Here is a 19,935-nt window from a genome sequence, read left to right as displayed (position 1 = left end):
AACTGAAGTTCATTTTTACAAAAAAAATATAAGCCTTCAGGCAGCCTGTGTATACAGGTTCCTGAGGGCTTTCTTTATGTTTTTTTGTATAGGTTAACTGATTTTCAAAAAAAATGAGTACATTTGCATCCGCAATAGGTTCATCCGCCATTGATTAAAAAGGGAATCAGGTGAAACTCCTGAACAGTCCCGCTGCTGTAAGCGGTTGTTGTCTAAAATGCATCATGCCACTGAACTTTGTTTGGGAAGGCGCATTTTGGAAAGCCGTAAAGTCAGAAGACCTGCCATTGCGTAAATATTATTTTCAGTTCTCGAGGAAGAATGAGAAAACAAATAGGTATTATCATAGGGGTGTTGGCTTTTGCCCAAACGACCCTGGCACAGAAAGACTCTATATTATTGGATAATGTAGAGGTAGTAGCTTCTATGCTTCATCGTAACATATCTTCAGCTACAAATATCCAGACTATTCAGAAAGCTGATCTTATCGATTTAGGTATCGATAATGTGGCTGATGCCGTTAAGCGATTTGCTGGTGTCAGTGTACGCGATTATGGTGGTATTGGTGGTATGAAGACGGTTTCTATTCATAATTTAGGCACCCATCATGTTGCCATAAGTTATGACGGCGTAACCTTGAGTAATACACAGGCTGGACAAATTGATATCGGTCGGTATGATACTGATAATCTATCGAGTATTTCCCTGTCGTTAGGTGATGAAGATCAACTTATGTTGGCAGCTCGCCAATATGTATCAGCTGGAGTTTTAGCCCTAAAATCAGAACGCCCACATTTTGAAGCTAATCGTACTAATCATCTCAAAGTTAATCTTACGGCAGGATCATTTGGATATTTATCGCCATCCTTCCGATATAGTCATCGGGTGGGAGAGCGTACCAGTGTATCTTTTCAGGGAAAGATGATGCGTGCCGATGGACAGTATCCGTATACCTTAACTAATGGCAGACTGAAGACGCGTGAGCATCGCTATAATAGTGATATTCAGAGTTGGCAGGGAGAAGTAAATCTGTATCATACTTTTGCCAATGCCAGCGAACTTGATGTAAAAGCATATTGGTATTATTCGCAAAGAGGATTACCAGGAGCTGTTATTCTGTATGCCAATCCTTCAGAAGAACGAATGTGGGATGAAGATTTCTTCGTACAGTCTGTTTATCGTGCGCATCTTAATCAACGATTACAGTTGGAAGCTCGGTTGAAATACACCCATTCCTGGAATAAATATCGTGATGTAGGGTCTGAATACCCTTCAGGAGAACAGGTTGATATAGACCGACAGGATGAATATTATGGTTCGGCCACCTTAGGCTGGAATATTGCCAAAGGGCTGGATATGAGCATAGCCGAAGATCTCAGCTATAATAAGTTGAAGAATAATGTGTATGTCAATACAAATTATGATGTACCTCTTCCAACCCGCCTTACTTCGATTTCGGCTTTAGCCATGAAGTGGCGTATTAATCGTCTTAAAATAAATGGCAGTTTGGGGTATACTTATGCTCACGAAATGGTGGAAGCAGGCAATAAACCGGCAGACAAAACACGTTTCACGCCAAGTATCGCTCTGAATTATCGTTTGTTAGCCCATATACCGCTATTCTTCAGAGCCATGTGGAAGAATACGTTCCGTGTGCCGACCTTCAACGATCTTTATTATCGAAGGCTGGGTAATGTAAACCTACGTCCGGAGATAGCTCATCAGTACAGTACCGGATTAACCTGGGAAACCCATTATCGGGCGTTGCGCTATTTATCGTTTACCGTAGATGGTTATTATCATGATGTACGCGATAAGATAGTAGCTTTCCCAAGTACCTATGTATGGCGAATGGCCAATTATGGGAAGGTAGATATCTGGGGGGTTGATATGACGATGGGAGCACAGGTGGATATAGCCAGTCGATGGAATGCGAAGTTCTCAGCAGCAGCCACTTGGCAGCAGGCTTTGGATAAGACGAATACCACTTCTCAGACTTATAATAGTATGTTGCCTTATACCCCTAAGTGGAGTGGTAATGGTTCCATAGTACTCTCTACGCCGTGGCTCAATATCGGCTATAGTGTTATTATGCAAGGCAGTCGCTATTCTTCCGCCCAAAATAAGTTAGAGTATCGTATGAATGCTTTTTGGGAGCATAGCCTTACACTCAATCGTGAGTTTCAACTGAAGTCTTTCCGACTGAATCTTCAGGCCAAGGTAACCAATCTTACCGACCAGCAGTATGAAATTATACAGTATTATCCGATGCCTGGAAGACAGTTTACTTTTTCAGGAACATTCTATTTTTAAAAAATAATATTAACAATGAAAATGAAGAAAATCTATGCAGCTCTTTTCTTGATGCCTGCAGTTTTAGGCCTTGTATCTTGTAGTGATGATGAGTGGAATTCCTTAGGAGAAGGTAAAGTAGAACTGACTACAAGTCATCGTGCATTCATCCTCAATGAAGGTTCAATGAACCAAAACAATTCTAGTATCACTTATTTTGACTGGTCTGCAACTGGTGATTCTGCCGCAGTAGACTTGTATGCTACTCAGAATGGTCAGAAGTTGGGTGATACTGGTAATGATATAGAGGTAGTCGACAATAATCGAGTTGTAGTAGCTATTAATGTGAGCAACTATGTCGCTTTGCTCGATGGTTATGGTATAGAAAAGTCTCGTATCAGCTTTGAAAAGTATAAGAATTTGGGTCAAGTACGTAATGTCGCTGTAGAAGGCGATACCGTATATGCCGTTTCTTATGGTGGTTATATCAGCCGAATTAGTATGAAGGGTAACAAACTGGAGTATGTAGATTCTTTGAAGGTTGGCGACCGTCCTGAAGATGTTGTTAAGAATAATGGCAAACTCTATGTAACCCTACAAGGAGCAGATTATAAAGATAATCGTGTAGCTATAGTTAGTAACTTCAAGACCATCAACTATGCTGAGGTGATGCAAGATCCTGCTCGTTTGTATGCTGATGGTGACAAGATTTATGTTACAGGTTTTGGAGCTTATTATGATAACCCATGGGGTGTACTTGATACCAAGACTAATACATACACACAGATTGGTAATGCTTCGTCTATTACTTTGGGCAATGGTGTAATTTATGCTGCTAATAGTGCAACAGATTGGAAAACGTATGCTGTCTCAACCACACTCTTCACCTATACTATAGCAGACGGCAAGGAAAATACTTCTTATTTCCAAAATGTACCAGCAGCCATCAACTCAAATACCGTATATAGTGTAAGCTATAATAAGTATAATCAGCATGTATACTTCATCACATCAGACTACGTGAATGATGGAATCGTTTATGAATTTGATGAGAAAGGTGCATTTGTTCGTCAGTTCTCTGCCGGTGGTGTCAATTCACATGGCATCTGTTTCTTGAATTAATCTATTCTGTCGAAAGAATTTATTCAATATATTGTCATTTGACAAACTAACAAGTTAACATTTTAACAAGATATTCCTCGATGAAACAGATTTGGAATATACTATTGTTAGCTGTCGTATTGCTTTGTTCTTGTGGTGGTAAGAATACTGCCCCCCAAGAACAGGGCGATACGATTTCGCTTCAATATGCCCGTCATCTTACACTTGTTAAGTATGACGGATATACATTAGCTAATTTAACTGATCCATGGCGTCAAGGCAAGTTGCTTCATCAGTATGCGTTGGTGCCCCAAGGCAAAAAGGGAGATGCACTGGTATCCACTCTAGAAGCTAAGAAATATACAGTAGTGCGAACACCGGTAAAACGAAGCATTGTCTTTACGACCACCCATTGTTCGCTTCTTACCGATCTTGGCGCTCAGCAGGCTATTACGGGGGTGTGTGATTTGAAATACATCAATATACCTTGGATACAAAAAGCAGTAAAAGCAAGAAGGTTGGCAGATTGTGGTGATGGAATGAACGCTGATGTTGAGAAGATTATCGATGCCAAGCCACAAGTCTTACTCTTATCGCCTTTCGAAAATAGTGGTGGATATGGCAAGTTAGAGGAAATTCATATCCCCCTTATAGAGTGTGCTGAATATATGGAAACCTCGTCATTGGGTAGAGCCGAATGGATGAAATTTTATGGTTTACTTTATGGTAAGGAGAAAGAAGCAAATGCTTTATTTACAGCTATAGTACATGAATATCAACGGCTAAAGGCCTTGGCTATGTCTACCAAAAAACGTCCGGTAGTTATTACAGAGCGCAAGACTGGATCTGTATGGTATGTACCAGGTGGTGGTAGTACTACAGCAGCTACTATTAAGGATGCCGGTGGACAGTATGCCTTTGCCGACAATAAAAGTCAAGGATCATTGAGTTTGTCATTTGAGAAAGTACTTGATAAGGCAGGTCAGGCTGATATCTGGTTTTTCAAGTATAATGACCATCCAGCCAATATGCAGGAGCTATTGGCAGAATACCATGGCTATAGTCAGTTGAAAGCTTTTCAGAACAGACAAGTTTTTGGTGCCAATTGTACGGTAGTACCATTTTTTGAGGAATCAGGTTTTCATCCAGAGTATGTATTACGTGATATGATTATTATTCTCCATCCGGAATTAAAAATTGGTACTTTGAAATACTATCATCGTCTGAAATAAGTTATTTACATATATGAGCAGACGAAGTATCATCGCATTAAGTTTATTAGTAGCAGGCATTATAGTTCTGTTTTGGGTCAATTTGTTAGTGGGCAGTGTAGATATCCCTGTTCGCGATATGTTCGCCATTCTTACAGGCAATGGTGGAGTGAAAGATTCATGGCGTTTCATCGTCATGGAGTCCCGTTTGCCCCAAGCGATGACAGCTCTTCTTAGTGGAGCAGCATTGGCCGTTAGCGGTTTGCTGCTTCAGACAGCTTTTCACAATCCTCTAGCAGGTCCTGATGTCTTTGGCATTAACAGTGGAGCCGGTTTGGGTGTAGCTTTGGTGATGCTTGCTTTTGGTGGAAGTATTGCTGTAGCTACCGTTTCTATTTCTGGTTTTATGGCTGTTATACTGGCAGCCTTAGCCGGTGCGATGGTAGTTACAGCTATCATCTTTGTTTGTTCTTCTATCGTCAAAGATCATGTACTGCTTCTCATCATCGGTATTATGATAGGCTATTTGGCCAGTTCGGTTGTATCCCTTCTTAATTTTTTTGCTACAGAAGAAGGAGTTAAATCGTATATGGTATGGGGTATGGGTAATTTTGGAGGTGTATCTATGTCTCAGATGCCATACTTTGCCCTGACGGTTATATTAGGTTTAGCTTTGAGTATTGTGCTTGTAAAGCCCCTTAATATTCTCTTGTTAGGTGAGAACTACGCACGTAACCTAGGCATCAACATCCGTTTTGTTCGTAATCTACTCCTACTCGATACAGGTTTACTTACAGCTGTAGTAACCGCTTTTTGTGGACCAATCGCCTTTATAGGTCTGGCTGTTCCTAATATAGCCCGAATGCTTTTGGTAACCGACAATCATCGTATACTCATTCCTGGGACCATGCTGGCAGGATCAGCCATCGCTTTGCTCTGCAATGCCCTCTGCTGTCTTCCTGGTGAAATGAGTATTATTCCGCTCAATGCTGTTACTCCAATCATGGGTGCCCCTGTTATCGTGTATGTCATTTTTAAGGCTAGACGATAATTTTTACTTGTCTTTTATTTTTGTGTTAAGAAAATGCAGTATATTTGTACGGTAATATGTATTCGGAGTAGCGAATAATAAGATATTAATAACTGCGACAAATGGGAGTATTGCATAATTTTCTCAAGCATATTTTTCTTACTCCACCACGTAGCAAGAATGTAGCTTTGGTTCTTGGTGGAGGAGGAGCACGAGGTTTCGCTCATATCGGTGCTATAGAGGCCCTTTTAGAGCGAGGATATACGATACATGCCGTATCGGGAACATCCATGGGTGCGCTAGTAGGAGGTTTTTTCGCGGCTGGTAAACTGCAAGAACTTAAATCTATCATTTTGGATATGAGCAAGACTGAAATGATGTCACTCATGGACGTATCGTTGGGACTTGACCATGTCTTTTCAGGTGAAAAACTGATGAATCTCTTTGATGAAATAATAGGCGTAGCGCGCATTGAATATCTTCCCATCAAGTTTTGTTGTTCGGCATCCGATCTGGTAACAGGTAAAGAATATGTATTTCGTGAAGGTATGCTTAAGACAGCTATTCGAGCCAGCATCTCTATCCCCTGCATTTTCAAGCCTGTTACTTTAGGCGACAAGATACTAGTAGATGGTAGTGTGCATAATACCCTGCCTCTTAATCGGGTGGAGCGAACTAAAGATGATATTCTAGTGGCTGTTAATGTGTCAGCCTCTGAAGAAGAACCATTTTCGCTTTATGCGCATAAAGATCCGAAATCGCAAGGAGATATTAAGAAGATTGTGAAACGTATCTTTCCATTTCTTAAGATTAACTATTCTGACAATACGTTTAATATAGCTTGGAGAGTCTCTCGCATGTCAATAGCTAATAATACTCAGATGGCTATGCAACTTACACCTCCTGATATTTGCGTAGAGATGGCGATGGATAAATATAGCATGTTTGATTACGATAAAACTCATCAGATTATAGAGTATGGTTATCAGGAAATGAACCGTATGCTTGATCAGTATGAAATGCATATATAAAAGAATATAAGACTATGGAAATTGGACAGAAATTACCTGAATTCCTGGGAATAGATCAGGATGGAAAAGAGTGGAAAACCAGTGATTTGGCTGGAAAGAAAATCGTACTTTACTTCTATCCCAAAGACTCAACCCCGGGATGTACCAATGAGGCTTGTAACTTACGTGATAACTATGAGCGATTTCTAGCTTTAGGTTATGTCGTACTTGGTGTAAGCATTCAAGATGCTAAGTCGCATAAGAAATTTATTGAAAAATATAACCTGCCATTCTCATTGCTTTGCGATACCGAAAAGAAATTGGTAGAAGAGATGGGGGTATGGGGCGAAAAGAAAATGGCTGGTCGTACTTATATGGGAACCTTCCGTACCACTTTTATTGCTGATGAAGAAGGTACTATCATTCAGATATTCGGCCCTAAGCAGATTAAGGTAAAGGAGCATGCTGAGCAAATCTTGAAGTAAACAGAAAATCTTCCTGTGAGGTGTTTTCTGTCATTTTACCCCATGAGTTTCTCAAGCTGCTTCTCGCTAGCATCGGGTAACAACTGATGTAGATGCTCCTTGATTCGTTCATACGATTCTTCTGGCGAACAGTCGCATTCACAGGCACTCTTGCCAAAGAGATCTTCGGGTGTATTGAGTAATGCCCATCCCCATCCATATTCGCGATTGTGTTTGTCAAGAGGATATACAAAGTCTTCGGTAACAATATAAGTAGCCATCTGCAAACGGGTAATGTAACTGTCAAATCGAGATCGCATCTTAGGCCCAGTAAACCCACAAGCAGCACGTAATTCTCGAGTTATCATACTACCCGAATTCTTGAGTACATCAAGTATAGCGCTTTCTATGGACTCGTAATCAGGCCTAGGGTTCTTACTTCTTCGATAATTACAGAAATCTGGCCACCATTCACGGCTGATAAAACCAGCTTTCTTATTGAAGAATTTACCATATACGCATGGGCTATCTGTAACAATCTGTCCTTTCCACTTCCACAGCGGCCAATCCCATCCACCTTCAGGAAAGGTGATGTATCGACAGTCTTCGTCAACGATGTCTTCGGCAGAAAAACCATCGATACCACTATCGAGCAATGGCAGAAATCCGATTTGCTGTATCAGTTCCATCATCTGTGGAGCGTTATGTATTTTAGGAAAATTCATATCTTATTCCTTTCTTATCTTAGTGTAAAGTTACTTTTTCATCCATTTTTGACGTTCCGATTCATCCATTTTCTCGATGGCATAGCGAAGAGTCGTGCGAGGCATGGTGTGGGCATGCAATTCTAGAAAAGAACGAAGCAAGTCTATGCTTACGCGCTTGCCCATTTCACGAAGCATCCAGCCTACTGCCTTGTGCATCAAATCGTGTGGATGATGCAGGTGTATTTCGGCATAGCGTAGACACCATGAAGGATCGCCCTTAGCGCTTGTCTTCCAACTACAGACGATGCTCATACGCTGGCGCCAAAGATTATCGCTATATGCTAGATGGTCTACGATGGCTTGTTTGCCGGCTAAGGTTGTAAGTTTGTCAGAAGAACAGGATTTGCCATCAATCTCTTCTTGTGTAAGATGGGTCGGCAGTAACAGCCAGGAACCCAGTATTTTTGGTGCAGATAGGTCTACCAAATCCCAGTTGTTAGCTTGATGGGCATACTGTAGATATGTCTTTACGATGGCATCACGCTTAGCCATGGCTACTTCATCATAGACAAGTCGTTTGGTAGAGAGCCGTTCAAATTGAGCTACCATGATGAGTAGTCCACAAAGCCGTACTTCGTGCCAGGGTGAAAGTAGCAGTTTGTGGATTTCCTGAAGCTGAAAATCAGGATCAGCTTGTTTTACTATAGCGCGTGTCTGTGGTACTTTCAGCCCAAGAAATCGGTCACCTTCACCATATTCTCCCGGACCGGTTTTGAAGAAACGCATGAGCAGTTCTCGCTGACTGTCATTCTGCTGAAGCGTTAAGACATGTATAATTTCCTTGGCTGTATGCATCGTTTTTGTAACTTAATTTTAAATTGCGATGTTTCTCGTATTGCTTAATCACTGAAATTTTGATCGAGAATAATATGGAAATGATAGTCTCGATAGTCGTTCTGAAGTGAGGCTATAAACTGATCACGAAGCGCCTCGGCATCTTTAACCTTGTATTCGGGCATTATATCGAAGGTAATAGTCTTGGTATCAAAGTCGACGAAGAAACCATGAGCAGAGTAGATACCATCAGTATTAAATGCACGTTTCATAATATCGTTCTGCATGCGGGCAACTTTAGTTTCTCCAGTGTTTACTGCATAGATACCCACGGTAGCGATGATGCCAAATTTCTCGTGTAAGCGTTCTGCGATGCTTCGTTCTAAAAAGTGAATTTCAGAGGCTGTAGTTGTATCGAGTACATTTACGTGGAGCGATCCGATGGTAGTATCGGGCCCATAAGTGTGTAGTATTAAGTCAAACACCCCATGTACACCTTTGAAAGTCATGACTTCGTCTTTTATCTCTTGGATATATTCGTTAGAGATACGACTACCGAGGAGCTCGTTGATAGGTGATTTGAGCATATCTATGCCACTCTTGATAATAATGATAGAGATAAGTGTGCCTAAGTAACCATCGATAGAAACATTCCAGAGCAACATAATAATAGCAGAAATAAGAGTAGAGAGTGTGATAATGGCATCGAATAGGGCATCGCTTCCACTTGCAATAAGAGAATCACTCTTTAGCATCTTGCCTTTACTCTTAACATATCGGCCTAATATAAGTTTCACCACAATAGATACAATAATGATAATGAGCGTAAAGTTGGTATAGTTGGGTACTGTGGGATGAAAAATCTTTTTAGTTGACTCTACGAGTGAACTGAAACCGGCAACAAGCACAATTATCGAAATGATGATAGCAGAAAAATATTCCACTCGACCATGTCCGAAGGGGTGCATACGATCAGCTGGGCGCTCCGAGAGTTTTGTGCCGATAATTGTGATAGCAGAAGAGAGGGCATCGCTAAAATTGTTGACAGCATCCATGATGATGGCAATGGAGCTGGCAAAGATACCAACTACAGCTTTAAAGGCTGCAAGAAACATATTGGCAATAATGCCAACAATACTGGTGCGAATAATTTCCTGGTTTCTGTCCATGATTTGAATATATTTTTATCGTATATGGTTTGTTTTATCTGCAAAGATAAGTAAAATTAAGTATCTGTAGTTGAAAAGCTGTGTTTTATTATTCTTCATGCGATATTTATAGCTATAATTACACAAGTGCATGATTTAACTTATCGTTGACGATGTATTGTTAATAAATCTTTCGAATTTCTATCATCGTTTACGATATTAGTTAATGAATTATAAACTGTATTTGTTATCGCTTGCGATATTAATAATAGTTTTTATATTTGCAACGTAAATACGAACAAATATTGAAAAAACAAGAAAAAAAATATATCTTATGGGTTCAATTTATGATTATAAGGCATTGACCAGCAATGGTAAGGAATACGATTTCAAGGAGTTAGAAGGTAAGGTTATTCTTATCGTTAATACAGCCAGCAAGTGTGGATTCACACCACAGTTTGAGGGATTGGAAGCTCTTAACCAAAAATATAAGGATAGAGGTTTGGTGATTATCGGTTTTCCATGCAATCAGTTTGGTCATCAGGATCCAGGAAGTGATGCCGAAATCAGTGGCTTTTGCAAGTTGAATTATGGAGTGTCTTTCCAGATGATGAAGAAAGTGGATGTAAATGGCGAAAATGCCCATCCTATTTTCAAGTATTTGAAAAAGCAAGCAGGTGGATTTATAACAAGTGCAATCAAATGGAACTTTACCAAATTCTTGATTTCGCGTGATGGTAAGAAAATAGAGCGTTATTCACCTATTACCAAGCCGGAAAAATTAGAAAAGGATATCGAGGCATTGTTATAACTATTTACTGTATTATTATATGAAATGATGGGGGAACAGTCATTTAGGCTGTTCCCCCTTTTTAATTTTTAACGTATCCTCTTTTTGTTCCTATTATCAGACCGTGTAATAGGATAGATTAATAATTTTCTGCAGAAATTTCAAAATAGCTTTTAGGATGGTTACATGTAGGACAAACTTCTGGAGCCTTTTTTCCAATAACGATATGTCCACAGTTGCGACATTTCCAGATACGGTCATCATCACGTGAGAAGACGATGCCCTCTTCGATATTCTGGAGTAGTTTTTTGTAGCGTTCCTCGTGATGCTTTTCAATGGCAGCAACTAAACGGAATTTGGAAGCAATTTCAGTGAAACCTTCCTCTTCAGCTTCTTTTGCCATGCGATCATACATATCAGTCCACTCATAGTTTTCCCCTTCAGCAGCAGCTTTCAGGTTACTCATAGTGTCTCGAATAGCACCACCCTCTAGATATTTAAACCACAACTTAGCATGTTCTTTTTCATTCGTAGCGGTTTCTTCGAAAATGGCAGCAATCTGCTCATAGCCATCTTTCTTAGCCTTGCTGGCAAAGTAAGTGTACTTATTTCGTGCTTGGCTCTCTCCTGCAAAAGCTTCTAGCAGGTTTTTTTCTGTTTTTGTACCTTTTAGTTCTTTCATCTTGTTTCTAAATTAATGTGTTGTGATATAAAATGGATTAATTAGCAGGTTCCCAGCGATTTTACCTGCATTCAGAGGAGTTCCTGCTTTTTTCATAGTTTCTAAAACGATGTCTTTTGATGCCATTGATAATTATTTTTAGGTGTTAGACTTAATTATTATACTTTCTGGTAGAAGATATACCTCTTATGAATAGATAGAGTATATTTCAGTTTTGTATATTGCAAATATAAGATTAATTGTTATTTTTTGCAAGGAAAAAAGAAGAATTTGTACCTATGTGTATGGTTTTCGTGTATTTAATTAGAATTTTATTGACAAGAACCCTCTTGAGGTTTGCGTATTTGAAATAGTCAGAATAGAAGGCCTCAAATACACGAATTATGAAGTGTTTTTGTATCTGTCTGAATACCAGTGTGTTACGATTTTCTCGCTTCGTTGGTTTAATAAATGGGCGCCAAAACCCCAGGTCCTAAGGGTCGAAAGCTAAGACTTTATCCGCTAAACTCTATGACCTTATCGCATCAACCCTAAGGTTTCGACCCCTAGGACCTGTGGTTTTGGCGGGAGAGAGAATCGAGGGGAAGAAAAAAGACCAAACAGGCAGATCAAAAGTTGAATATTTTGAGCTAGATGACGATTTTAGATGGTACTGTTTTTTTGATATATTATTTGACATTATAATGCATACATGATAGCCATGATTTTTGTTATTTACTTATCAGACTTATTTCACTTCCTCGAAAACGACTTTAACTGACCTGTCACCACGTTCAATCTTACTGAACATCGGGGTATCTATTTCCAATAGTGCAGCCAAATGGCATTGCATTATGCCATTCTCATCTCTTAGTTCCTTAATCTTATTTCCGAATAACATATTCATATCTATTTTAAGTCCTTCAGCAAGTTACCGGCAAATTACCAGCAAATTAAAATATAATTCGTAATGTGTTATATAACAGCGGTTTAGCGAAAATGATAATGCCTTTTCCATTGCTTCTAGCAAATTACCAGCAAGTTACCGGCAAGTTAAATCTATGCCCAACTCGCTATATCCCCCGAACACCGCCTTTCCACTATATTTCACATTGCTTTCACAAGTCGCTTTACTTGCGTAGCTTGTACCATGGCTTGGTCACTAGCTTGTACCCTAGCTTGTTCCTTTGCTTGTTCCCAACCTCAATATGTAATGGTAGAACATACCAAATCACTAGTGAACTCCACTTTTCCTCTCGTCAGTTTCTCCCATATAAGCATCTTGTCTATGCCATAGCCAGCATTTTCACCCAGTTTGGCATAGCGGAAGAACTTGATTAGGTTTAGCTTTCGAGGAATGGAATGTATCTGTGTACGCAACTCTGACAGTGGGAACATGAATCTGTCAGGATTCTGCAACTCAATACTGTCTAAACTTAATTGCTGCTTAGTTGTTAATTGCAGAGACGGAAAAATGCCATGTGAGAAGTACAAATGGTGATGATTCGGCTACAAATTCGTTATAAAAGCGTAAAAAGAAAGCCTCAATTATGATCATTAAAAAAAATGTTAATACCTTTGCATTGAACTTAAATAAAATTACAATGGACGATTTGAACCGATTAAAGGTTGTGCTGGTAGAACAAAAGAAAACTGGTAAATGGCTTGCAGAGCAACTTGACGTTAGCGTTACAACCATAAGCCGATGGTGCTCAAATGCATCACAGCCAGACCTTCAAACATTAAACAAGATAGCAAAAGTTCTTAATGTTAATGTTAAGGACTTGCTGACAGATAATGAAAAGTGATTATAACAGAATGATTTTTGTTTGAAATGAGAATAGTTTCTTTGTTTGCAAACATAGGTGTAGCTGAAGCATGCTTTCAAGAACTCGATGACGTCAATGTCGTCGTGGCAAATGAATGGTTGACAAAGCGTGCGAAATTATATCAATCCATATATCCCGAATCAACAATGATTTGTGGAGATATAACTGATGAGAATATATACCAACAAATCTTACAGGCTTGCAGGAGGGAAAGAGTTGATACTATCATGGCAACTCCACCATGTCAAGGAATGAGTACAGCAGGACAAAAGATAAAGTTTGACGAGCGTAATACTCTTGTCATGCATGCTATCAGATTGATTCATGATCTCAACCCAAGATATGTGGTTATTGAAAATGTAACTGATTTTATCATTACTCCAATAATGTATCATGGGGTTGAAACCATGCTTCCTGATGTAGTTCATCAAGAACTTGATGCGGATTACGACATTGACATTCATACTATTGACACTGATGACTATGGTGTTCCGCAAACTCGTGATCGAATGATAATACTTATGACAAGACATGGACAAAGACGCAAATGGACTTTACCTCCTGTAGAACAGCATAAAGTAACGATGGAAGAAGCCATTGGTGATTTGCCGTCTATAGATCCCTTTGTAAAAGACATACCTTATGAGGAATTCATTCAACGATTTCCACTGTATGAGGAGCGCAGACAACAAGCCTTGGCAATATCACCATGGAATATTCCTCCTGTCCATGTGTGGAGACAAGTTCGCGCTATGATGTACACACCAACAGGTCAAACAGCGTTTGACAATGAACCTGAATATAGGCCAGTGAAGTTGGATGGTACTTTTGTTCGTGGTTATAAAAACACATATAAACGACAAAACTGGAAAACTCCAGCATACACCGTCACAATGGATAATCGTAAAATTTCATCCCAAAACAATGTTCATCCAGGGCGACTAATTGGACAAGACGAAAATGGACGAGATATTTACTCTGATCCAAGAACATTAACTCTTTATGAATTGATGAGAGTTATGAGTTTGCCTGAAGATTGGAATGTGCCAGCAAATACTGACGAAGCATTCTTAAGAAGAATCATTGGTGAAGGTATTCCACCATTGTTTATGAAAAAATTATTTCAGAATTTAGTAAATGGATAATACAAATAAACTCATAGGATTGTCATTGTTTTCAAATGTCGGTGTTGCTGAAGCTGGCATAGAAAAGAATAATCAGGTTTCCATAGTGTTAGCAAATGAACTTGATCATAAACGTTGCGAATTCTACAAATGTGTTCATCCAAACACAAAAGTGATAGAAGGCGATATTACAAAGGACGAAATTAGAGATACAATAGTGGAAGAAGCTAAATCACTAAATGTCAATTTCGTTCTTGCAACACCTCCTTGTCAAGGTATGAGTGAGGCGGGAAATCGTATAGAGTTTGATGAACGTAATGAGTTGATTTTTTACGCAGTTGATGTTATTAAACGATTAGAGCCAAGGTTCGCGATCATCGAGAATGTGCCTACAATCTTGAAAACCAAGATTAAGTACAAGGGAGAGGTCGTTATGATTCCTGAGTACCTTCATCGTGAATTGGATGATAAGTACAATTTTAATCATCAATCATTGATTAAGGCCATGGATTGCGGTGTCCCACAAATGAGGGAAAGAAACATTTTTCTTCTTGTTAGAAATGATCAAAATGTGTCATGGGAATTTCCCAAGCAGCTGCCTGTCGTAAATCTTGAAGAAGCAATTGGCCATTTACCAAGTCTTGACCCACAATTGCGTGAAGGAATGGAGGTTACTTTGGAGAAATTCCCTGATTTTGAAAAGAAAAAAGCGGAAGGTCTAAAGATTTCAAAGTGGCACCGACCTCCAGTACATTCGTGGAAACAAGTGGAATGGATGATGCATACCCCAACTGGCAAATCTGCTATATATAATGAGGTATATTATCCTCAAAAAGAGGATGGAACACCAGTCGTAGCTCATCACAATCACTATAGACGTATGTATTGGGATAAACCTGCAAGAACAATGACAATGAACAATGGAGTCATATCATCGCTTGCATGCGTTCATCCTGGACGCCCCTATATTTCTAATGGAGAAGAATTATACTCTGATCCTCGAGTTCTATCAATCTATGAATTATTGATAGTTTCTTCTTTACCATTAGACTGGAACATACCAGATTGGGCAAGCGAGTCATTCATTAGAAAAGTTATTGGTGAAGGTATCCCTTCTGCGATGATTACAGTTATTATCAAAGAATTATTGAAACAATTATAATATGGCACTTATTATCCCAAAGTGTAATGCAGAATCTGAGACTCTAGACCTTACACTAAAAGTATATTATGATGCCCAAGACTGGGTGACAAACGCAGAATTAATAGACAGATTATCTATGTCTTTAATTAATGCAGGTATAGAAACACAAAAGAAGGAACCTCAGAGTTACACAAAAAAAACTCAGGTTCTCTCTTACTATGGTTTCATTGAATGGGAAGATCCTGACAACACTCAATCCAGACGAAGAATTACTGCTACAGGTCGAAAATTCTATGAACTTAGAAAAAACAATGACATACATGCGGTACAAGCATTATTAGTAGACGTTCTAAAGAACAATACATTTGGGAGAAATGTATTGGGATGTGATTCTGATTCTGATTTGGAGGCTCCCAATATCTTTGTTAAAAGTACCATGATACTTGGTCACTTGACAAACAAAGAATTTGCCTATATTGTAGGAAACATGGAACTTGAGCATAAAGAATTTGCTGATGTTTTGTTTGAAGTTTTGATTAAGAGAAAACGTGACATTCAGGTCGTACCTTCAGATGCTGCAAACAAATGGGCAGACCCTAAACCAATTTTAGCATTGGCAGATTGGGGGATGTTTACAATTAAGAAGCAGGGGGCTTCAAAATATTACTATTTGCATAGAGATGTTATTGAGACCCTTGGTGATGAGTTAGTATTGCTAAGGACAATGAATACAGAGCCTAAAAGACAAAGTAAAAAACATATTTTTTCTTCATCACAGAAGGAAGCATCTGAGAGAATTTCAAATTTCTCAAACTATATAACTGCAATAAAATCTAAACCATTCTTGCTTCTTGCAGGTATTTCGGGTACAGGTAAGAGCCGCATAGTTCGTGAATTTGCCTTTAAATCGTGCCCAAAGTATTTGCAAGATAAGGACGGTACAACTCCAGGTAATTACTGCATGATAGAGGTGAAACCGAATTGGCATGACTCAACAGAATTGTTGGGATATTACAGCCGATTAGGAAAAGCAGCTTATCAGTTCACTAAGTTCGTCAAGTTCTTGGTGAAGGCAAAGATGTTCCCAACTGTTCCATTCTTTGTTTGTCTTGATGAAATGAATCTTGCACCAGTGGAACAGTACTTTGCAGAGATTCTGAGCATATTGGAAACTCGCAAGCATCCAAAGAATGACAAAACTGGCGAGGTCGATATGACTACGGTTAAAACAGAGCCAATAATCGATGCACAGTATTTCCGTGAATTATCAGAAATGCCCCACACAAAGAATGCCCAAACGGGAGAGCCATTCAGCAGTAATCTGACAGATAGGGACATCTACCTTAAACTCTTTGATATTGAAACTGAAAGTGATATTGACGAAGAGGTAGGTAAACGTACAGACCTGACAACCGAAGGACTAACCCTTCCAGACAATGTCGTAATCATTGGTACAGTCAATATGGATGATACTACACATCAGTTCTCACGTAAAGTGATTGACCGCGCTATGACTATAGAAATGAATGGAGGCAATCTGCGCAATATGTTCGGTGGTAGCAAGAACTTAGAGTACCTGTCTGACGAGGAACAACAAAAATGGCAGAATGCGTTCACTCGTCGATATGTAACGGCTGACGAGGTTCTGGATGCACATTCAGATTTCGCAGAAGAATTAGAAGAAAAACTTCCTGCAAAGTTAGAGGAAATCAACAAGACCTTGAAAGGAACTCCTTTTGAGGTAAGTTATCGCGTGCTAAACGAGCTGACAATTATGGTTGGTGTGATGCTCGATGAAGGTATGGATTTAGATGATGCCATCGCTCAATCTGTAAATAACATCCTGTTGATGAAGATTTTGCCACGCATTGAGGGCGATGCAGAAATGTTTGCATTGTCAAGAGAATATAAAAATAAAGTTGGGATTTCTTATGATAACCGTTTGGAATGGCTGAAAGAATTGGCTCCAGACATCAAGGAAACAGCAATTGACCCAACATCAGATAATGGTGATGTAGAAGAAACTGCAGATAAGGACAAAGAACATCATCAGACAGCCGAAGAGAAGATACAAGAAATGATTGACCGACTGAATAATCAGGAGTTCACTCGTTTCTGGCCATAATCGTATAGATAAGGATATATGCAGACAGAGGTTTTAAGATTCATTCATCCCGACTATGAGGTGATTGTCCGCACGCAAGACATTAGCTATTCGTGGGAACGATTCAAGGGACGCATCAGATATTCAAGGAATATTAATCCTGATATTGATGCGCCAGAGGCATATTGTCGTTACACCTCAAAAGATGAATGTGAACTTTGCCTATACAGTCCCATAACAGGGAAGAAAACTGATGAGGAAGAGGAAACAAGACTTGATGCAGGCAAGGTGTGGGATAAACTGTGGCCTGTCATCTTTGAAACCTGCAAATATCAAGTCCGTTTACTATTCCATGGTGTAGACAAAGACTCCGTACCAGAAATCAGACATGTACGAAAAGACGTAGAGGAAAGTTTCTTTGTTGATGAAGAGTTGAATGGAAGAGAAGAAAAATCCCTCACGGGAGAGTTAGACTTCTTGAATGAACCAGGAGTGTTCAAACTAGATTTCTCCTATCAGAAGAATGGCGTCCGTAAAGACAGTTATGTAACGTTTGATGTGGTATCACCCAAACTCGATACAAAAAACGATTACAAGTCGCTGTTGCGGGAGGTTAACGAGGAGTACGAAAACGTCATCTATCGCTATCTGAGCATCACTCTTCAGCAATTCAGTCGAGGACGGATCAATACCGTTGCTACATGGATGGCTGCATTCCAAAGCGTTGTGGATAATTATGTGAAGAACGTAAAACGTGTGATTCAGAATCCACATTCACAGATTGTGAACTTCCACACATCACGAAAAGCAGAACAGATTAAGTTCTGGACTCCTGCCATGGAAGAACGCTATGGCGAAGTGGAGAGGGAAGGGAAACTGGAAGAGTATTACTTTGGCTATAATGAAGTGCGTTCTACTCACGACACGATGGAGAACCGTTTCGTGAAATATACTCTTCAAAGCATTGGACGACGACTTTCTTCTGTAATAACCACTGTACTCAACTCCTCACAAGAAGAACTTTCAGAACGTCATCGCAAGATGTGGACAGACTATCAAGATTCTTTGAGAAGACTGTCAAAACACCCATTCTTCAAGACTGTAGGCCGTTTCGATGGAATGAAACAAGAAAGCCTTGTTCTGCAAAGCCGATTGGGTTATCAACAGATATATAAAGATTGGCTCAAACTGAAACGAGGAATTGACTTGTATAATGGAGCTGCGAACATTGGCACCCTACAGATATGGGAGATCTACGAGCTTTGGTGTTTTATCAAAATGAAGAAGCTTGTGGCTGATGCTATGGGCATTGATCATAATAAGCCTTCGCATGAACAACTGATAACAGAGCCAAAAGGAACGCTACTCAATCCATTTACAAATTCTTCGTTGGAACATATTGTAGAATATCGTTATCCAGAAGCAGAGCATGATGATACGGAAGAACGCAAGGCACAACTTGCTGCACATGAGGGTGACGTGGTTACTCTTCATTACCAGCATACGTTTAACCGCACAAGTGGTAAAGATGAGTATGGCATGGGCATCAATACTGCAACAACAGAGCAACGTCCAGACATTGTACTTAATATTCGCAAGGCATCTGGCGAAGTTGTCTTGACCTATCTGTATGATGCGAAGTATCGTGTCATCAACGACAAGAAGCTTGACAAAGACTTTGAGGAACAAGATATAGTCGAAATGGCAGATTTGCCAGGAGGAGATTATCCGCCAACTGATGCAATCAATCAGATGCACCGTTACCGTGATGCTATTTATTATAGTAAAGAGCATGAACCATATCGCTCTAAGGAAATAATTGGTGGCTACATTCTTTTCCCTGGTCGTGGTAGCGACGAATACGTCAAAAAACGTTACTATAGTGCGAGTGTAGAGAGTGTGAATATCGGAGCATTCCCTTTGCTGCCAAATAGTGACTCCTTACTGAGAGCGCATTTGGATGATATTTTGATGAAATATACGGCTGCAGATACTCATGTAGCTAAAGCTAAGCCACAACGCACATTGGCATACGTCACTGAAGAAGAAAAGGCAGGAATGTTGCCGGATGATTTGGTGATGGTCGCTGTTGCTGGCAGTGAAGAGAAGCGTCAGTGGACATTTGACAATCTTTGGTACAATATACCTTTGGATAAGATTGCGGATTCTCCATGGAATCAAGCGAAGTACCTGCTCTTGTTTGTTAAGGGTGAGAAATTCGTGGGCAATCTCTGTAAGATTGTCCGCACGAAACATGATGTATGGACAAAGGAAAAGTTAGTAGAAGAAAACTATCCTGATGCTCCCAATCATTCAGCCTACTTCATGATTCGAATAAGAAAGCCAAGTGATACAGATGCTGACTTGCAAAAGTTGCAATTTAACATCAAAGATATCCCTAATACGTATTGGGGCAGTAAACGCATGGCATTCATGCTGGTCAAGTTGAATAGTCTGGAGAATGTTGTTGATAGAGTTTGATTTTT

17 protein-coding genes, 1 pseudogene and 1 riboswitch are annotated in these 19,935 nt (G+C 39.7%); of the genes and pseudogenes, 12 read left to right on the top strand and 6 right to left on the bottom strand.

The genetic code is table 11. The features are described 5' to 3' along the window. Nucleotides 1-119 precede the first annotated feature (119 nt). Nucleotides 120-304, top strand: a riboswitch (cobalamin riboswitch). Between the two features lie 17 nt (nt 305-321). The 6 genes from L6469_RS06765 (at nt 322) to bcp (ending at nt 7,129) form a co-directional block, all read left to right on the top strand. Then, entirely contained in the window at nt 322-2,313 is a 1,992-nt protein-coding gene (locus tag L6469_RS06765) for a TonB-dependent receptor (protein ID WP_006283340.1), read from the top strand. A 21-nt stretch (nt 2,314-2,334) separates the two neighbouring features. Next, the gene (locus L6469_RS06760) at nt 2,335-3,414 is read left to right on the top strand and encodes a hypothetical protein (protein ID WP_006283339.1); all 1,080 of its coding nucleotides are present in this window, start codon (nt 2,335-2,337) and stop codon (nt 3,412-3,414) included. Nucleotides 3,415-3,494: 80 nt separating this feature from the next. Then, a complete protein-coding gene (locus L6469_RS06755; protein WP_006283338.1) occupies nt 3,495-4,625 on the top strand; it encodes an ABC transporter substrate-binding protein in 1,131 nt (376 codons plus the stop codon). Nucleotides 4,626-4,638: 13 nt separating this feature from the next. After that, on the top strand, nt 4,639-5,655 hold the full coding sequence (locus tag L6469_RS06750; protein WP_006283337.1) for an iron ABC transporter permease: 1,017 nt from the start codon (nt 4,639-4,641) through the stop codon (nt 5,653-5,655). A gap of 101 nt (nt 5,656-5,756) precedes the next feature. After that, nucleotides 5,757-6,665 (top strand): patatin-like phospholipase family protein, encoded by a 909-nt coding sequence (locus L6469_RS06745; RefSeq protein WP_006283336.1) that lies wholly within the window; start codon nt 5,757-5,759, stop codon nt 6,663-6,665. A gap of 14 nt (nt 6,666-6,679) precedes the next feature. After that, nucleotides 6,680-7,129, top strand: a complete 450-nt coding sequence (bcp, locus tag L6469_RS06740; RefSeq protein WP_006283335.1) for a thioredoxin-dependent thiol peroxidase — start codon at nt 6,680-6,682, stop codon at nt 7,127-7,129. Nucleotides 7,130-7,164: 35 nt separating this feature from the next. On the opposite strand, the gene L6469_RS06735 is transcribed toward bcp, so the two are convergent. Genes L6469_RS06735 through L6469_RS06725 form a run of 3 tightly spaced genes read right to left on the bottom strand, consistent with a single transcriptional unit; the run spans nt 7,165 to nt 9,818 of the window. Next, a complete protein-coding gene (locus L6469_RS06735; protein WP_006283334.1) occupies nt 7,165-7,833 on the bottom strand; it encodes a hypothetical protein in 669 nt (222 codons plus the stop codon). 30 nt (nt 7,834-7,863) lie between these two features. Then, complete coding sequence (locus tag L6469_RS06730) at nt 7,864-8,670, bottom strand: DNA alkylation repair protein (protein ID WP_006283333.1); 807 nt, start codon at nt 8,668-8,670, stop codon at nt 7,864-7,866. 44 nt (nt 8,671-8,714) lie between these two features. Continuing rightward, entirely contained in the window at nt 8,715-9,818 is a 1,104-nt protein-coding gene (locus L6469_RS06725; protein WP_006283332.1) for a cation diffusion facilitator family transporter, read from the bottom strand. Between the two features lie 313 nt (nt 9,819-10,131). Here L6469_RS06725 and L6469_RS06720 point away from each other — a divergent pair, with 313 nt between their 5' ends. Further along, nucleotides 10,132-10,608 carry a glutathione peroxidase gene (locus tag L6469_RS06720; protein WP_006283331.1) on the top strand — a complete coding sequence of 159 codons (477 nt, stop codon included), beginning with the start codon at nt 10,132-10,134 and terminating at the stop codon, nt 10,606-10,608. A 118-nt stretch (nt 10,609-10,726) separates the two neighbouring features. On the opposite strand, the gene rbr is transcribed toward L6469_RS06720, so the two are convergent. The 3 genes and pseudogenes from rbr to L6469_RS06705 all read right to left on the bottom strand — a co-directional run bounded on the left by rbr (nt 10,727) and on the right by L6469_RS06705 (nt 12,646). Beyond that, nucleotides 10,727-11,269 carry a rubrerythrin gene (rbr, locus tag L6469_RS06715; RefSeq protein ID WP_006283330.1) on the bottom strand — a complete coding sequence of 181 codons (543 nt, stop codon included), beginning with the start codon at nt 11,267-11,269 and terminating at the stop codon, nt 10,727-10,729. Nucleotides 11,270-12,020: 751 nt separating this feature from the next. Next, nucleotides 12,021-12,149, bottom strand: a pseudogene (locus tag L6469_RS06710) (helix-turn-helix domain-containing protein); the annotation flags it as partial. A 302-nt stretch (nt 12,150-12,451) separates the two neighbouring features. Continuing rightward, the gene (locus tag L6469_RS06705; RefSeq protein WP_143067109.1) at nt 12,452-12,646 is read right to left on the bottom strand and encodes a hypothetical protein; all 195 of its coding nucleotides are present in this window, start codon (nt 12,644-12,646) and stop codon (nt 12,452-12,454) included. Nucleotides 12,647-12,798: 152 nt separating this feature from the next. Here L6469_RS06705 and L6469_RS06700 point away from each other — a divergent pair, with 152 nt between their 5' ends. The 5 genes from L6469_RS06700 to L6469_RS06680 are packed head-to-tail and all read left to right on the top strand — an operon-like array spanning nt 12,799 to nt 19,930. After that, a complete protein-coding gene (locus L6469_RS06700) occupies nt 12,799-13,056 on the top strand; it encodes a helix-turn-helix domain-containing protein (protein ID WP_006283329.1) in 258 nt (85 codons plus the stop codon). A 26-nt stretch (nt 13,057-13,082) separates the two neighbouring features. After that, nucleotides 13,083-14,222, top strand: coding sequence for a DNA cytosine methyltransferase (locus tag L6469_RS06695; protein ID WP_039871078.1), 1,140 nt, complete (start codon nt 13,083-13,085; stop codon nt 14,220-14,222). Continuing rightward, complete coding sequence (locus L6469_RS06690; RefSeq protein WP_006283327.1) at nt 14,215-15,363, top strand: DNA cytosine methyltransferase; 1,149 nt, start codon at nt 14,215-14,217, stop codon at nt 15,361-15,363. The genes L6469_RS06695 and L6469_RS06690 overlap by 8 nt, the downstream gene beginning before the upstream one ends. Before the next feature lies 1 nt (nt 15,364). After that, nucleotides 15,365-17,470 (top strand): McrB family protein, encoded by a 2,106-nt coding sequence (locus tag L6469_RS06685; RefSeq protein ID WP_006283326.1) that lies wholly within the window; start codon nt 15,365-15,367, stop codon nt 17,468-17,470. Between the two features lie 18 nt (nt 17,471-17,488). Next, the gene (locus L6469_RS06680) at nt 17,489-19,930 is read left to right on the top strand and encodes a DUF2357 domain-containing protein (protein ID WP_006283325.1); all 2,442 of its coding nucleotides are present in this window, start codon (nt 17,489-17,491) and stop codon (nt 19,928-19,930) included. Nucleotides 19,931-19,935 lie beyond the last annotated feature (5 nt).

Source organism: Segatella baroniae B14 (genome assembly GCF_022024235.1).
In the GTDB taxonomy this organism is placed as follows: domain Bacteria; phylum Bacteroidota; class Bacteroidia; order Bacteroidales; family Bacteroidaceae; genus Prevotella; species Prevotella bryantii.
This window is presented reverse-complemented; position numbering and strand designations above follow the sequence as displayed.

What these genes read in the sequence shown, in the direction of transcription:
- L6469_RS06765 (WP_006283340.1), top strand. Translation starts at nt 322, where the DNA reads ATGAGAAAACAAATAGGTATTATCATAGGGGTGTTGGCTTTTGCCCAA.
- L6469_RS06760 (WP_006283339.1), top strand. Translation starts at nt 2,335, where the DNA reads ATGAAGAAAATCTATGCAGCTCTTTTCTTGATGCCTGCAGTTTTAGGC.
- L6469_RS06755 (WP_006283338.1), top strand. Translation starts at nt 3,495, where the DNA reads ATGAAACAGATTTGGAATATACTATTGTTAGCTGTCGTATTGCTTTGT.
- L6469_RS06750 (WP_006283337.1), top strand. Translation starts at nt 4,639, where the DNA reads ATGAGCAGACGAAGTATCATCGCATTAAGTTTATTAGTAGCAGGCATT.
- L6469_RS06745 (WP_006283336.1), top strand. Translation starts at nt 5,757, where the DNA reads ATGGGAGTATTGCATAATTTTCTCAAGCATATTTTTCTTACTCCACCA.
- bcp (WP_006283335.1), top strand. Translation starts at nt 6,680, where the DNA reads ATGGAAATTGGACAGAAATTACCTGAATTCCTGGGAATAGATCAGGAT.
- L6469_RS06735 (WP_006283334.1), bottom strand. Translation starts at nt 7,833, where the DNA reads ATGAATTTTCCTAAAATACATAACGCTCCACAGATGATGGAACTGATA.
- L6469_RS06730 (WP_006283333.1), bottom strand. Translation starts at nt 8,670, where the DNA reads ATGCATACAGCCAAGGAAATTATACATGTCTTAACGCTTCAGCAGAAT.
- L6469_RS06725 (WP_006283332.1), bottom strand. Translation starts at nt 9,818, where the DNA reads ATGGACAGAAACCAGGAAATTATTCGCACCAGTATTGTTGGCATTATT.
- L6469_RS06720 (WP_006283331.1), top strand. Translation starts at nt 10,132, where the DNA reads ATGGGTTCAATTTATGATTATAAGGCATTGACCAGCAATGGTAAGGAA.
- rbr (WP_006283330.1), bottom strand. Translation starts at nt 11,269, where the DNA reads ATGAAAGAACTAAAAGGTACAAAAACAGAAAAAAACCTGCTAGAAGCT.
- L6469_RS06705 (WP_143067109.1), bottom strand. Translation starts at nt 12,646, where the DNA reads ATGTTCCCACTGTCAGAGTTGCGTACACAGATACATTCCATTCCTCGA.
- L6469_RS06700 (WP_006283329.1), top strand. Translation starts at nt 12,799, where the DNA reads ATGATCATTAAAAAAAATGTTAATACCTTTGCATTGAACTTAAATAAA.
- L6469_RS06695 (WP_039871078.1), top strand. Translation starts at nt 13,083, where the DNA reads ATGAGAATAGTTTCTTTGTTTGCAAACATAGGTGTAGCTGAAGCATGC.
- L6469_RS06690 (WP_006283327.1), top strand. Translation starts at nt 14,215, where the DNA reads ATGGATAATACAAATAAACTCATAGGATTGTCATTGTTTTCAAATGTC.
- L6469_RS06685 (WP_006283326.1), top strand. Translation starts at nt 15,365, where the DNA reads ATGGCACTTATTATCCCAAAGTGTAATGCAGAATCTGAGACTCTAGAC.
- L6469_RS06680 (WP_006283325.1), top strand. Translation starts at nt 17,489, where the DNA reads ATGCAGACAGAGGTTTTAAGATTCATTCATCCCGACTATGAGGTGATT.